Annotated in this window: 12 protein-coding genes and 1 tRNA gene; 10 read left to right on the top strand and 3 right to left on the bottom strand. The window is 44.2% G+C overall.

Annotated features, from left to right (window positions below; genetic code table 11):
* Positions 1-282: 282 nt before the first annotated feature.
* Positions 283-351: transfer RNA gene (locus ACYUJT_RS07750), tRNA-Thr, on the top strand.
* A 105-nt stretch (positions 352-456) separates the two neighbouring features.
* On the opposite strand, the gene ACYUJT_RS07745 is transcribed toward ACYUJT_RS07750, so the two are convergent.
* Positions 457-1,095: an NAD(P)-dependent oxidoreductase gene (locus tag ACYUJT_RS07745; protein WP_460320212.1), complete on the bottom strand. Its 639-nt coding sequence runs from the start codon at positions 1,093-1,095 to the stop codon at positions 457-459.
* Between the two features lie 188 nt (positions 1,096-1,283).
* Between ACYUJT_RS07745 and ACYUJT_RS07740 the strand changes: the two genes are divergently transcribed.
* Positions 1,284-1,736, top strand: coding sequence for an Rrf2 family transcriptional regulator (locus ACYUJT_RS07740; protein ID WP_460320210.1), 453 nt, complete (start codon positions 1,284-1,286; stop codon positions 1,734-1,736).
* A gap of 362 nt (positions 1,737-2,098) precedes the next feature.
* Positions 2,099-2,212, top strand: coding sequence for a putative holin-like toxin (locus ACYUJT_RS07735; protein ID WP_460320208.1), 114 nt, complete (start codon positions 2,099-2,101; stop codon positions 2,210-2,212).
* 294 nt (positions 2,213-2,506) lie between these two features.
* On the opposite strand, the gene ACYUJT_RS07730 is transcribed toward ACYUJT_RS07735, so the two are convergent.
* Entirely contained in the window at positions 2,507-3,415 is a 909-nt protein-coding gene (locus ACYUJT_RS07730; RefSeq protein ID WP_460320205.1) for a LysR family transcriptional regulator, read from the bottom strand.
* Positions 3,416-3,551: 136 nt separating this feature from the next.
* Between ACYUJT_RS07730 and ACYUJT_RS07725 the strand changes: the two genes are divergently transcribed.
* From ACYUJT_RS07725 to ACYUJT_RS07710, 4 genes are all read left to right on the top strand, one after another.
* On the top strand, positions 3,552-4,571 hold the full coding sequence (locus tag ACYUJT_RS07725) for an alpha/beta fold hydrolase (RefSeq protein WP_460320202.1): 1,020 nt from the start codon (positions 3,552-3,554) through the stop codon (positions 4,569-4,571).
* A 200-nt stretch (positions 4,572-4,771) separates the two neighbouring features.
* Positions 4,772-5,551, top strand: a complete 780-nt coding sequence (locus ACYUJT_RS07720) for a stalk domain-containing protein (RefSeq protein ID WP_460320199.1) — start codon at positions 4,772-4,774, stop codon at positions 5,549-5,551.
* Entirely contained in the window at positions 5,545-6,327 is a 783-nt protein-coding gene (locus tag ACYUJT_RS07715) for a copper amine oxidase N-terminal domain-containing protein (protein WP_460320197.1), read from the top strand. The genes ACYUJT_RS07720 and ACYUJT_RS07715 overlap by 7 nt, the downstream gene beginning before the upstream one ends.
* A gap of 240 nt (positions 6,328-6,567) precedes the next feature.
* Positions 6,568-7,323 (top strand): metal-dependent hydrolase, encoded by a 756-nt coding sequence (locus ACYUJT_RS07710; protein ID WP_460320194.1) that lies wholly within the window; start codon positions 6,568-6,570, stop codon positions 7,321-7,323.
* On the opposite strand, the gene ACYUJT_RS07705 is transcribed toward ACYUJT_RS07710, so the two are convergent.
* Positions 7,305-7,595, bottom strand: a complete 291-nt coding sequence (locus tag ACYUJT_RS07705; protein ID WP_460320192.1) for a hypothetical protein — start codon at positions 7,593-7,595, stop codon at positions 7,305-7,307. The genes ACYUJT_RS07710 and ACYUJT_RS07705 overlap by 19 nt on opposite strands.
* A gap of 327 nt (positions 7,596-7,922) precedes the next feature.
* Between ACYUJT_RS07705 and ACYUJT_RS07700 the strand changes: the two genes are divergently transcribed.
* The 3 genes from ACYUJT_RS07700 (at position 7,923) to ACYUJT_RS07690 (ending at position 12,255) form a co-directional block, all read left to right on the top strand.
* Positions 7,923-9,398: a chitinase gene (locus tag ACYUJT_RS07700; protein WP_460320190.1), complete on the top strand. Its 1,476-nt coding sequence runs from the start codon at positions 7,923-7,925 to the stop codon at positions 9,396-9,398.
* Positions 9,399-9,603: 205 nt separating this feature from the next.
* Positions 9,604-11,301 carry a cellulase family glycosylhydrolase gene (locus tag ACYUJT_RS07695; RefSeq protein ID WP_460320188.1) on the top strand — a complete coding sequence of 566 codons (1,698 nt, stop codon included), beginning with the start codon at positions 9,604-9,606 and terminating at the stop codon, positions 11,299-11,301.
* 195 nt (positions 11,302-11,496) lie between these two features.
* Positions 11,497-12,255 carry an SDR family oxidoreductase gene (locus ACYUJT_RS07690; RefSeq protein ID WP_460320186.1) on the top strand — a complete coding sequence of 253 codons (759 nt, stop codon included), beginning with the start codon at positions 11,497-11,499 and terminating at the stop codon, positions 12,253-12,255.
* The last annotated feature ends 46 nt before the right edge of the window (positions 12,256-12,301 follow it).

Below are 12,301 nucleotides of genomic sequence, written 5' to 3'. Positions count from 1 at the left end.
TTGGGGGTATGTGCGGTAGGGCCTACGCATAAGTAGTGCGTTGCTCCTCCGTCATACTTTAACGCGGTGAAGCGCGACCCCCAAGGCACCCCCTCGAAAGCCCTCCAACAGCCCCCTTCCAAATTCAAATACTATCCACAACCCGATGGTATAAAATGTAATATTATAGCAAGGAAAACGTCCTTTTTGCGTTTATATCCATCGCAAGTTATAATAGAAGCACGTAGGGCTTCGTATAATGCGTAGGCTATCGTATGAATGTCCGTTTAAGGCAACGTCAAGGTTGCGGAGTTATAACGCGGTCAAAACGCATTCGTAATGCGTAGGTCGGGGGTTCGAGTCCCTTCACCAGCATCTTGCTAAAGTCAGGTACAGCGCGGCTTCCGAGGATTTCGGGGCCGCGCTGTTTTTGTGAAGAAACCTATTCTTCTACCCGTTAATCAATTTTACAAATACTTATTCTGCTTCACCAACAACTGTAAAGCGCTGGTTTAAATGTTGTGGATTTTCAATTTCATCCAATACAGCAATCGCATAGTCTGCATAGCTAATATAACTTTCACCTTTTGAATTAACCAATAGATGGTCTTTTCCAGACTGATATGAACCAGTTCTTTTTCCTTCTGCATCAAACATAGCGGAAGGACTAATAAACGTCCATGTAATATTAGCAGTTTCTTGTAGTTCTTGTAGGTTGCGTCCTTGCCCTTTAGCAGTAGGTTTAAACATATCTGGAAAATCGGGTGTTTCCATTACTTTAAGTGTTTTGTCCTCGTCTACATAAAGACTTCCAGCTCCTCCTACGATAATAGCTCTTGTATTTGTACCTTTTAGCGCTTCAATTAAAGCGTGTCCGGCATCGACGTGTGCTTGTTCTTCACCAAGGGGCGCGCCGAAGGCATTAACTACTACGTCAAATATTCTCAAATCCTCAGATGTTAGGTCATATATATTTTTTTCAATCACTGCAACATTTTTATCTTCAAGTTTCGATGCATCTCTAACAATTGCAGTAACTTCATGCCCTCTTTCAAGCGCTTCTTTTAGAACGAGGCTTCCTGCTTTACCACTTGCACCGATAATTCCAATTTTCATTTTACAGTCCTCCTGTAATTTTAATTGTAACCAGTTTGATTACCTGTAATCAATTTAATTACAAACTAAAAAGTTTGTCAATAGCATACTATTCATATTTTTTGTAAGCTATCATGGGAGAATGCTCTTGTAATAGTTTTAATTACAGGTGTGTTATAATGGTATAACCAATTTAGGTAGGTGAAAAAATGTCTATCAGTAGTCGTTTTTCTGTCGGAATTCATATATTGGCTCTTATTGAAATAAATAAAGATGGAGTTAGCACTTCAGAATATTTAGCAGGAAGTGTAAATACAAATCCAGCTTTGATAAGAAAAATAATGGGGATGCTAAAAAAAGCAGATTTAGTAAAAGTGAGACCAGGTATTGCTGGGGCTGAATTAGCGAAGAATCTATCAGATATTACTTTACTGGATGTGTATAGAGCAGTTAACGTTGTTCAAGAAAAGGAATTGTTTAGTACACATGAAAATCCAAATCCTGATTGTCCCGTAGGTAGGAATATTCAGAAAACAATTGAACCATTGTTGACTATTGCTCAAACAGCATTGGAAAAAGCTCTTGGAAATGTAACCATTGAGGATGTCGTAAAGGACATTATGGAAAAAGAGAAATTGAATAATAAAATGTTAAGTCAATAGACACCGATATTCCTTTCTGGAATATCGGTTTTTTTGATGTTCAACTGCTAGTTAGTTGAATAAGGCAAAGAGGAGATTCGTCCACATACGGTAACACACTCGTAATGCGTAGCTCGGGGGTTCGAGTCCCTTCACCAGCATCTTGCTAAAGTCAGGTACAGCGCGGCTTCCGAGGTTTTCGGGGTCGCGTTTTTTGTATGTTGCAGTAATCTTCTAACATTCTTCTAATTGTAGCTAGATTAATAAACACATTAATCGCTTGAAACTAAGTAAATATAAGCATATTTTGGTTTAATGGAGCTTGTACATGGAACTGGCTTAATAGGACGGTCGGCTAATCTCCCGGAAGGGAGGTGATGCCTGTGAAGATTAAAGACGCTTTGACGATCATGATCAGTTTTGGTGGGCTTATTATAGCGCTACTGGCACTGGTGGTGGCCATCGTTGTAGCGATTAGTCAAAACACAAAGAAGTAGACCGCCCTCACGCAAAGGAAGCGGTCTACTTCTGTTCGTAACACCTATGCACAGCCGACCGCTCTTTAAAGCGGTAAGTGTACGGAGAGCCGTGTTGCTGCACGGCTCCTTAACTAATTTTAGCATAGCATAAGCATAATTATACCTCAACCCGAGGGTTCCATTTTATGGGTTTAGGGTTTTTCATTTGTTTTATCTTGACTACACCCAACTAATACAAGCCCAATGGCGACAAAAAACCTAAAAGAATCTAGTCATAATATCACTTCCTTCGGAGGTTCTTCTATAAATAAGCTAAACGGTTTTGTTTTCCTCTTCTATGGCGAGAACCTCTCTTGCTGCTTCTATGAAAGATAATATGATGGGTGAAAGCCACTTATCTTTATGCCATGACATCTGTGTATACACGTGCAAGTCTGGAATTTGCCATGGGAGGGCAACAAGTTCGCCCCGCTCAACTTCGGCCTCCGCTACTATTTCAGGAAGAAAAGCAATGCCGATTCCCGAAATGGCACATTGTTTAATGGCTTCGGCACTTTGAAACTCTAAATACGTAATACTATCAATGCCCTCTTTTTCAAATGATCGGTCGAACATAGTTCGATAGGGACAACCCTTTTCATTCGTCAGGAATACTTCTCCGTGAAAATCCTCCAGCTGAAGCACAGTTCGTTTCGCGAGCGGGTGGTCTGGAGCAGCAAAAAGGCGGAAGGTTTCTTCCACCAACGGCTCAACGGCAAGTCCGCTCGAGCGAATAGGTTCGTCCAACATAAAGACGACATCCGCGGCTCCCTCAAACAGTGTTTGCTTGAGCTCTTGATTGGGAACGGAGCGGAAGATCAGACGAACACCCGGATGCTGCGAACGAAATCGCTGAAAGACAGCTGGAAGCCGATAGACGCAAATCACCTCATTGGCACTTATCGTTAGAGTGCCGCTTAAATTTTCATTGTCATGAACGACGCTGCGAGCTTCGTCCAATTTATTTAGAACGTCTTGGATATGAGTTAAAAAGCGTTTCCCCTCAGTTGTGAGAACGAGCTGCTTGCCCAAACGGTCAAAGAGACGAACACCAAGCTCATCCTCTAACGCTTTAATTTGCATCGTAACGTTGGAGGGGACGTAGTTCAGCACTTCCGCAGCCCGAGTGAAATTTAATGTTGATGCCACCGTATGGAATGTAATCAGTTGGCGCAATTCCATCATACGATCCTCCTTTAACTTTCAAAAATATTGAATGCTATAGTGAATTTTATTCACTTTTACTGAGAGTATCACGGAACTATACTAACAACAAGATTAAATATATGGTTTCATTTTTGAAGGGAGAGACAATACGATGGATTATGATATTTTTGAGTTGGGCGACGTAACCTTGCAATCAGGAGTGACGTTACCGAGCGCCTTTCTTGCTTATAAGACTTATGGAACATTGAATGATAAGAAAGATAATGTCATCGTCTATCCAACTGCCTTTGGCGACACGCATGTTCAGAATGAATGGTTGATTGGAAACGGCATGGCACTAGATCCGAGAGAATATTTCATTATCGTTCCTAATCTGCTGGGCAATGGATTATCTTCGTCTCCTACGAATACTCCGCCCCCATTCGACAAGGCTAATTTTCCACAGGTAACGATCTATGACAACGTTCAATTCCAGCATCGGCTGGTAACCGAAAAATTCAACATTCGCAAGATTGCTCTTGTAGTTGGATGGTCCATGGGAGGCATTCAATCCTTCCAATGGGGGGCAAGTTATCCCGACATGGTGGAACGAATTGCACCTTTCGCCGGAGTTGCCAAGACTTGGCCCCACACGCATGTGGTTTTGGACGGAATGAAAGCTGCGCTCATGGCCGCAATCCGCTTCGATTCAAGTAAACTAAACCAGTTGACTTCTGAAGACATGCGCGCCGCTGGCCGTGTCTATGCGGGATGGGGCGTATCCCAGGCGTTTTACAGAGAGGAACTTTATCGTGAGCTGGGATGTGACTCATTGGCAGATTTTATGGCTGGCGTTTGGGAAAATAGCTTTATGCAGATGGATCCGCACAATGTACTGGCCATGTTATGGACAGGCCAAAATGCAGATATTAGTGCAAACCCCGCCTACAACGGAGATTTCGATAAGGCGCTCAGAAGCATTAAGGCGCTGGCCTGCGTCATGCCAGGAAGCACAGATCTTTTCTGCACGGCGGACGATAACGAATACGAGGCTAAGCGTATGCCTAATGCTGTTTTTAATCCGATCGAGTCGATCTGGGGTCATTTTGCCGGCCGCGGAATCAACAGTACAGATAATAAATTTATTGATGATAACTTAAAACGCTTGTTGGGAATGATTGCAGGCGGATAGGTCATTATTAGCATAAGGGTGTCCTGTTGGAATTAAAAACAGCGACGGTGTCTAGGACTTTATTTCTCGTCCAGCACTGCCGCTGTTTCGATTCTATGATCAGTCTAATATCACACCTAAAGTAAGCTTAACAGTGGTTGAATTTTTATATCATGGTAAGATAAATAATAGGATGAGAGAGAGGAGAGACAAGAGACAAGATGAGAAAAATTGTATTGTTATTATCGATATTTATATGGGTACTGGCATTTCCTAATCAAATAGATGCTAATTCGCAGGAAATCAAAGTTATTATTAATGGAGAGATACAGCAATATGACCGGCCACCCGTTTTGGAGCATGGGAGAGTGCTAGTACCGCTAAGAGGGATATTTGAGACATTAGGTGCTAAAGTAAATTGGAACCAGAAAGAAGGAAAAGTAACAGCATCGAAAGGTGATAAAACGATCGAACTTAACATTGGGTCAAAAAAAGCGAAAATCAATGAAGAACTACACGATTTAGATGTAGCAGCAAAAACAATCAATAATCGCACAATGGTTCCGCTACGTTTCATTGGGGAAGCGTTAGGCGAAGATGTTCGCTGGGAACAAGCAACTAGAACCGTATACATAGGTATTATAATAGAACCAATACCAGAGCCTGCGAATAAGTGGTTCGATAAGGTAAGGGATATTTATGAAAATGCAGGAGCACAGATTTCTGTTGATGATTCTTCTTTTTCTGCTGTAGATAATGGTATTAGTCAAGCCTATACTATTCGAGGGAACGGTAGCCACATACTATTTATTCTCGATACTGGGGATTCAAATAATTTCACAGTGGCTGCACAGGTGGCAAACAAATTAGGCGGCAGTGGTGATGCTAGTAAAATTGCTGCTGCTATTGATACAGCATTTAAGGGCGAATCTGGCGGACCAGTTAAAATTGGTAATATAACCGTATCGCCTGCTGGAATGGGGGTTACTTTAAGTTGGTAAATGCAAAAACGTTGACAAAAGCATCGCTTTTGTTGTTACTACTACTTTTTTATACAGCAATCATGTCAACTCCATCTCATGCTGCATCATGGGAGATTAAAGTTATTATTAATGGAGAGATGCAACAATATGATCAACCGCCAGTTTTAGAGAATGGAAGAACACTAGTTCCGTTAAGAGGGATTTTTGAGACTTTAGGTGCTAAAGTAAATTGGAACCAGAAAGAAGGAAAAGTAACAGCATCAAAAGGTGATAAAACGATCGAACTTACCATTGGTTCGAAAAAAGCGAAAATCAATGAACAACTACATCATTTAGATGCAGCAGCAAAAACAATTAATAATCGCACAATGGTTCCATTACGTTTCATTGGGGAAGCACTGGGCGAAGATGTACTATGGGAACAAGCAACAAAAACCGTTTATATAGGTAATAGATTGGAACACAATTCTGAGTCAATTAGTGATGTCGTTGCTAAAGTTAAAGATATTTACGAAGATGCAGGTGCAAAGATATATGGGGACGGTGGAATTGGTTATACGGCATTTGGAAATGGTGTTAGTCATGGGTTCAATGGTAATGTCTTGGTCATTTTTTATTCCGAAAGCTCTACTAACTATTCAGTAGCTGCAGAGGCTATAAATAAATTGGGTGGTAGTGGTGATGAGAGTAAGATTGCTGACGCAATAGAACAAGGTTTTAGTGATGGTAAATCTAGAGTAGTAGGTAATGTAACGATAAAGCCTTTAGGAAGAGGAATTCAAATTAGTTGGTAGATCATTCTGAAAATATTAGATTTAAAAATTACCATAGTTGGAATTGTCCCTCTGTTATCTAAGGTATAAGCTACCACCTCGGCAAAGCCTAGGTGGTCTTTTCTATCTTGATTAAGGAGATATGTTTGAGTTAAAATGAAAACGTACGTTCTCATGTCATGCTCATCTCCCGCGGTATTTTAACGACAGCAGGATACAGTCAGCAAGAGAAGTTCTCAGCCGGAAGGGATGTGATGACAATTGAATAAACGGGGACACTCTGCACTAGCCTTGCTTGCTGGATCGGCTACATCTGTAGCTGCACTAACCGCTTCCCCAATGAGTACCTCATTGGAGGTTATTGGCTTCGGTGGAGTGGTATGCGCGGCATCTATCGTGGGTGGACTTGCCCCTGATTTGGATCATAAAACGAGTACGGCGAGCCAGAAGATCCAGCTGTCATCGAGGAAGAGAAAGCTCATGCGGGCATTATCAGGGATATTCCTATTCATAGGATTCGTGTTGATTCTGCTAGGTTACTCCATACAAGCCGGGGCGATTTGCATTGGCGCAGGTATTATTGCTGGCAGTTTGGCAAGGCTTAGGACGATCATACTTATCGCTAGCGGGGCTTTGATGCTGATAGGTTATGCCGTATACGAATGGCACTGGATGGCCCTATTTACTGGAATTGCTCTGCTCATCATGCCGTTCGTAAAACACCGTTGGATCATTCATTCACCTGAGTTTGCAATCGTCCTAAGTGTGGGACTCTTCGTCTTTGGCAGTCAATATCCAGGAATGGTTATGGCAAGTTGTCTAGGGTTCATCGTGGGCTGGTGGTCTCATTTATTTGGAGATATTTTTGGGAGTGACGGGATACGTTCCTTATTTGTGCCAAAGTTTAAAATTGCACTTCGTTTATTCGATAATGGTGGAGCTGCCGAACGGATGATTTCTAGTCTGTGTCAGTTACTCAGTATCGTGGTCTGGGTGTTCTATGGGGTTGCCCACTGAAATGTGATAAAAGGCGAGAAAGTAACGCTGCGGATATTCAATATATCATCCGGGCGTAACTTTTCTCGCCTTTGTTTTTGTCCTCTTTTTAAATTATTATCGTGAAGTTTGCTCCGCCCGATCTGTACGGTGGTAGTGGACATGATGATAGTGATGATGATGATGGATAAAGTGAGGCGCGTGATGACCATAACCATGGTAGTGAGGATGATGCCCGTGCCAATGGCCAGAGTGGTATGGCTGAGGGTCTCTTTGTTGATATTCTTGAACATTGAAGTATTCCTGATTCATTGTTCTTTCTCCTTTCGCCGAGTAATTAGTTTATCTTATGGACGAAACACTACTCATGACACTTGGCCTAAAGAAAATGGGCTGTTCACAACCGGCTTTGTTGGCTCCCGCGGTTTTGTGTATTCGTAAAAAAATAATCCCTCCGATCTATTGAGAAATATTTACATATCATATAGATTATGTGTATATAACGTTATAATGTTTTTGGTATAGGATCTCTATTAAAAAATGTGAAGGGAGGTGATGTTCCCGTTTTGGATGGAGAAACAGAAACCTTGCTGAACATTTCATGAGGAGGGGTTTAGTTGATGAGAAAGAGTTTATTCGGCATGCTGGGCAAGCCGGGAAGAGTGATGCCGTTGTTGTTGGTTTTTGCGCTGCTGATCAGCCTGATGCCATTGGCGGCTTCAGCGGCCGATCGCGGGGCATGGGCGCCCAATGTGTCCTATTCGGTAAACGATACTGTGACGTATGGCGGGAGTACCTACAAAAATATTCAATCCCATACCTCTTTAATAGGTTGGGAACCGCCTAATGTGCCTGCTTTATGGGCGCTTGTTCAAGGCGGAGGCGGCGGGGGAGGCGACACCGTGGCACCGTCGGCTCCTGCGAATTTGAAAGTCAGCGGCGTCACTTCATCCAGTGTAACCTTAACCTGGTCGGCATCTTCGGACAACGTAGGGGTGACGGGATATGACGTATATCAAGGATCATCCGTTGTTCTCTCCGTAACGGGAACTACGGCTACGGTTACGGGACTTGCAGCCAGCACGGCTTATTCCTTTAAGGTCGTAGCCAAGGACGCTGCCGGAAATCGTTCCCCGGCAAGTGCGACCGTAAATGCAACAACGGCGGCAGGAAATGGTGGAGGCGGAGGTGGCGGTCAGCTGCCAAAGCATACCCTGACGGGATACTGGCATAACTTTATTAATAACTCTAGCAATTTAAGAGTAAGAGATGTACCGAACCAGTACGATATTATTGTATTATCTTTTGCTGATATGGATCCTGCTAGACCGGGCGGAGTTACTTTTAGTGTTAATCCATCCTTGTCGTCAGCCCTGGGGGGATATTCGAATGCGGATCTGATTGCGGATATCCAGGCGAAACGCTCGCAAGGGAAGAAGGTCATCATATCCATTGGCGGCGAGCAGGGAAATATTAATTTGAATAACGCTTCGCCTAACGTAACGAATTTTGTGGAAAGCATGTATGGCGTCATCACTCAATTCGGCCTGGATGGCGTGGATATCGATTTGGAGCATGGCATGAATGTTGCGAATTTGACCAGCGCTATTCGTCAGCTGCAGCAAAGAGTGGGCAGCAACTTTATTTTAACGATGGCTCCGCAAACGATAGACATGCAGAGTCAGAATACATCCTATATGCAGCTGTATAACAACCTGAAAGATATTACATCCGTCATTAATGTGCAGTATTACAATTCAGGATGCATGCTGGGGCGCGACGGCAAATGCTACGCTCAGGGAACGGTAGATTTCCTAACGGCGCTCTCCGATCTGACGTTGCAGTGGGTATCCCCGTCTCAATTAGGGATCGGTGTTCCGGCCACACCTTCGGCAGCAGGCGGAGGATATGTCTCTCCGACGGTCGTTAACAATGCGCTGAACTGCCTGGCCACCGGGAACGGCTGCGGAAGCTATAAGCCTGTCGCCAAATACCCGAGTATCCGGGGGGCTATGACGTGGTCGATCAACTGGGATGCAACGACGAATTATACTTTAGCGAACACGGTTAAGCCTTTCCTCAACACGCTTCCTTAATTTGAAGATAGAAATAAAGCCTCGGTCATTTTGGCCGAGGTTTTGTTAATTTTCAAGGGGAACGAGAGGGCATCGCTAATTTACACATGATTTATTCTCTAATTATTATGGTGTAGGCCATGTGGAAAATATGATAAATTAGACTTCGAAATCGCTTACATGACAAGAAATGTAATTTTTTAAAAAAGAGTAGAGGAGAATTCAGATGAAAAAACGTAGAAACAGTAAGGCTTTTCTCTCGCTGGCCATCGTTGTTGCTTTATTGGCAGCCGTCGTTCCTAATGCCGCTTCAGCAGCGGCCCCTCAGAGTGCAATGCAGTCGTATGTTGAAGCGATGCAGCCTGGTTGGAACCTTGGAAATTCTCTGGATGCTGTCGGTGCGGATGAGACGGCATGGGGCAACCCGCGTATTACAAAAGAGCTCATTCAGAACATTGCGGCGCAAGGCTATAAGAGCATACGGATTCCGGTTACCTGGGATTCCCATATCGGTGGTGCTCCGAATTATCAGATTGAAGCCGGGTACCTCAATCGGGTGCAGGAAGTAGTACAGTGGGCTTTGGATGCCAACCTCTATGTGATGATTAATGTCCATCATGATTCGTGGGTGTGGATCAGCAAAATGGAGTCGCAGCATGATCAAGTATTGGCCCGCTATAACGCGATTTGGACGCAAATCGCCAACAAGTTCAAGAACAGCCCTAACAAGCTGATGTTCGAGAGCGTCAATGAGCCGCGCTTTACGGATGGCGGGACAACGGATGAAGCCAAGCAGCAAAAAATGCTGGACGAGCTGAACGTATCCTTTTTCAACATTGTCAGAAATTCCGGCGGCCAAAACGCGACTCGCCCGCTGGTTCTATCTACGCTGGAAGCCTCTCCAACGCCAGAAAGAATGACGGCGCTATATAATACGATCTCCAAACTGAATGACAAAAATATTATTGCAACCGTTCATTTTTATGGATTCTGGCCATTCAGCGTAAATATCGCAGGATATACGAAATTTGATGCGGAAACGCAAAATGATATTACAACGACCTTCGATAATGTGTATAACACATTTGTAGCGAGGGGAATTCCGGTGATTGTCGGCGAATATGGCCTGCTTGGATTCGATAAGAACACGGGCGTTATTGAGCAGGGGGAGAAATTGAAATTCTTTGAATTTTTCGCCCAGTATGTGAAGCAAAAAAGCATCACCACCATGCTGTGGGATAACGGACAGCACTTCAACCGCACGAGCTTTAAGTGGTCTGATCCGGATTTGTTCAATATGATGAAGGCAAGCTGGACGGGACGTTCATCCACGGCCTCCAGCGATTTGATCCATGTTAAGCAGGGCACGACGATTAAAGATACTTCGGTTCAGCTCAATCTTAACGGGAATACGCTAGCTTCCCTTTCCGTGAACGGGACGGCGTTGAAATCAGGCACAGATTATACTTTAAGCGGAAGCACATTAACTTTTAAAGCGAGCCAACTGACCAAGCTGACCTCTTCAGGTAAATTGGGAGTCAACGCGACAATCGTGGCCAAATTCAATAAAGGCGCCGATTGGAAGTTCAATGTAGTGCTGTACAATACGCCTAAGCTTAGCAGCACGACGGGAAATACTTCTTCTTTTGCGATTCCAACCGCCTTCAATGGCGATCAGCTCGCTACGATGGAAGCCGTATACGTAAACGGCGGCAATGCCGGCCCGCATAACTGGACCTCCTTTAAAGAATTCGAGACGACGTTCAGCCCAGCTTACAGCGAAGGGAAAATCAAACTGCAGCAGGCTTTCTTTAACGAAGTGAACGATGCTACAGTCACTCTCAAGTTCCACTTCTGGAGCGGGGAAATCGTCAACTATACGATCAAGAAGAGCGGTTCAACCGTGACGGGCACGGCATCATAAGCGGGTTTGTAATTTGGTATTACCTTATTGGAAACCGTTACTTCGAATAAATAAAAATGAAGCCCCGGCCAGTTGGCCCGGGCTTTGTTGTGTTTAAGGAAGTATATTCGAAGCATCAGCAATCACATAAAAATTGAATATTACAGCAGCTATAGTCGTAATCTAACATGGTATGAACATTCGGGAGGGATTTTGATGAAGCTTCAGAATCAAGTGGCGATCGTAACCGGGGCAGCGTCCGGAATGGGAAAACAAATTGCGTTGCTCTTTGCGAAAGAGGGCGCGAAAGTGGCCGTATCCGATTTGAATCTCGACGGGGCCAACGCTACGGTCGAAGAAATTGCGTCACAGGGCGGAACTGCTTTTGCGATCAAAACGAATGTTGCAGTGGAAGAAGATATTCAAAATCTGATCGATACCACGGTCAAAACCTATGGAACGGTCGATGTATTGGTTAATAATGCAGGGATTATGGACAATATGGAGCCGGCAGGCGATATTACGGACGAGCAGTGGGAAAGAGTCTTTGCCGTGAACACGACAAGCGTAATGCGTTCCACCCGTAAGATCCTGCCGATTTTTCTGGAGAAGCAAAAGGGAGTCATCGTCAACGTGGCTTCAGTCGGCGGGCTGCAGGGAGCGCGGGCAGGGGCGGCATATACGGCCTCCAAGCATGCTGTCATCGGACTTACTAAAAATACAGGCTTCATGTACGCAGCGAAAGGCATCCGCTGCAACGCGATTGCTCCGGGTGGAGTAGAAACGAATATCGGCACATCCATGACGGGCATTAATCACTTCGGGGCTTCACGGCAGCAGCTCGGTATGGCGATTAATCCACGTATGGGAAAAGCTGAGGAAATTGCTAAGGTAGCCTTGTTTCTTGCTTCGGATGATTCCAGCTTTGTGAACGGTACGGTCATCTCGGCAGATGCAGGTTGGACGGCTTACTAAGGAAGTTGAGCGTAAAATCTTAACCAAGCGTTTAAAAAGCACGGCT

The organism is Paenibacillus sp. YSY-4.3, from assembly GCF_054767475.1.
The sequence above is the reverse complement of the archived record's forward strand: the minus strand, read 5'-3'. Positions and strand labels throughout refer to the sequence as shown.